At 59.0% G+C, this 2500-nt stretch carries 1 protein-coding gene and 1 pseudogene; both read right to left on the bottom strand.

The window, feature by feature from the left end; all coding sequences use genetic code 11:
- A pseudogene (locus APR53_04910) lies at positions 1-433 on the bottom strand.
- On the bottom strand, positions 411-2500 hold a 2090-nt coding region (locus tag APR53_04905), incomplete at its 5' end, for a hypothetical protein (GenBank protein KQC03559.1). The pseudogene APR53_04910 and the gene APR53_04905, both read right to left, overlap by 23 nt.

Here is a 2500-nt window from a genome sequence, read left to right as displayed (position 1 = left end):
AATCGAAACACTCGATCGGTTCGTTGGCCGGCACCCAGACATCGTAATACTCGAAGAACAGCCTGATATCTCCGAAACTGAAGACGCCGTCGCCGTTCACGTCCTCATAGAGGCCGTCGTGATCGAGGTCCTGCGGCGGGTTGGTGCAGCCCGGGAATGGCACTACGGCGGGTCCCGTTGTCTGCGGATACCAGTACCCGGCGGAGAGCGTATACGAGCTGCTCGTTGCGGTGCCGGCAACCTGCCCGACGGTGCCCTGCAGGCTGTACGAGGCGGAGGTTGCGGCTCCCCCGCCGCCCCCAATCACGTTCCACGAAAGATCGTAGTTCGCCGAGGCCTGGGCCCCGGCGAGGGCGACGAGGAAGAGCAGACCGAGGATGATCCACGGCTGCCGGATGACGTCCCGCCTGTTACTGCAGCGTAACGATGACATCGATGACCCCTGTTCCTTCATCAATTGATCCCAGCGCTTTGCCGAGGATGGTGCCGTCCGGGTAGAACTCTCGGCCCTGCAGTTCCACCGGTTCTGCCTTCATAGCATGGCCGGGCGTTGCCGAGGTGGTGAGCAGATCGCCGGGCCGGATCCCCCCGTAGGAGGCGTCGACCCTGCACGGCACCCGGCCGGCGAGGGCGACGAGCGCTTCGCCGTCATTGCCGCTCTCCTTTGTCCCGAGCGAGACGCCCGGAGCGGTCGAGACGATGCCGGCGACCGCTGTGTCGTAGGCTGTTGTCGCTGACTCGAGGATGCCGTCGTCGCCGATGACCAGTACCGTGCCGGCCTCCGGTTCGCCGCGGACGGCGGCATACTCGGCGATATCGGCGCCACCGCCGTCATACTTTGCGGCGTACATGTAATCCGGCGTGTAGACGCCGTACTTATGGTCGGTTCGTTTGGTGTCCCCGTACACGGCATGGCTGGTCTCGCTGATCCCGACGGTGCCGTACCGGTTATTGCTTACGCCATAGAGGCCATCGCCGGCACCGTCGTTCTGGCCGAAGATGGCGGGAACCCATGCATTCGTGCTCTCGGTATATCCTTCAATCCCGCGTGCCTGAGTGCTGTAAGCGTAGATGCCGGAAACATCTGGGCCCTGTGCTCGTGATACAATACCATAGCTTTGGGAACCCAAAGTGTCGACAGAAATGCCAGAGCTATAGTCATTCGTCGTTGTAATGACCAGGCCCGGACTGGCATAGCCCTTCGTATAAATTTCCATGCCGTTGCTGCGTTCACCCGTTGTTTTTGAAAAAATGCCATTGCTATTGTCACCTTCAGTTGTGGCCCCTATGCCGATGCTGTAGCCGCCCTCAGTTGTGGCCACTATGCCGACGCTGTTGTCGCCCTCAGTGGAGGCAAAAATACCGTCACTGTAATTGCCCAGCGTGGTTATTATCGCACCACGATTATAGTCGTAGACTGTAGACACATTCACCCCTGCACGTCTACTTGCACTCGTTCCCGCACCATTCGTAGTGAAATAGCCGCCTTCTTTTCCCTTTGCATAAACACCGTACCGTTCCATGCTTAAGCCGTATACGCCGTCGCCGGCTCCCTCGTTCTTGCCGTAGATGGCGGGAACCCATTCATTCGTACTATAGGTATATCCTTCGATCCCGCGTGCTTGCTGACTGGAGCCAGTAATGCCGGGGCTGTCTGGGCCCTGAGTATCTGCATAGAGACCTTGACTATTGCCACCCGAAGTATGAATAACGACGCCAGGGCTTGTGTAGCCCAGCGTTATTGCAAGCATACCTGTACTAAAATCGCCCTGGGTGATGGCACTCACTCCATAGCTGGTCTTACCCAATGTCCCAATACTCACACCCGTGCTATGGTCACCGGTTGTTTCTGTCAGAATTCCCGGATTATAGTCGAAATATGTGGAGCTATTTACGCCCACCTTCAGATGATCATAATCCGCCCCCGCACCATTTGTAGTGAAACGGCCACCCTCCTTCCCTTCGCCATAGACGCCGACATCCTGCGCGCTGACTCCGTATATTGCCGGGCTGTTTGACCCCACCGTCTCGGCGTAGACAGCGTAACTGTTGTCTTTGATGGCAACGCCGACCACTCCAATGCCCTCGATACCATCTGCGGCCCCATATACTCCAATACCTCCTTCGCCCTCGGCAATTGAGTACACCCCGACTCCCTCCTCACCCGAGCTGCGATCACCGGTGGCGTACGCCAGCAAAGCGGCGCCCTCGTTATTTGCCAGAGCCAGCATCGGCGTTGTGAGCGTGCCTTTGACCGTTGCCCCCGGCACGAGGCCCAGCGCATACGGCACCGGCCGGAACTCCTGCCGTGGAGAGAGCACCTCACCCCGGATCGAGATCTCCAGCCAGAGATCCCGTCCGTCATAGTACCGCCGATCGAAATCCAATGCGGTGGTGAACAGGCCGTCCGTTACCGTAACGACGTGCGTATCGGTGTCAAGCGGCGTGCCTCCGCTGGCGACATCGTAGAGCGAAAACACGATGTCGCCGGTGGTGGTGA

The organism is Methanoculleus sp. SDB, from assembly GCA_001412355.1.
In the GTDB taxonomy this organism is placed as follows: Archaea; Halobacteriota; Methanomicrobia; order Methanomicrobiales; family Methanomicrobiaceae; genus LKUD01.
The sequence above is the reverse complement of the archived record's forward strand: the minus strand, read 5'-3'. Positions and strand labels throughout refer to the sequence as shown.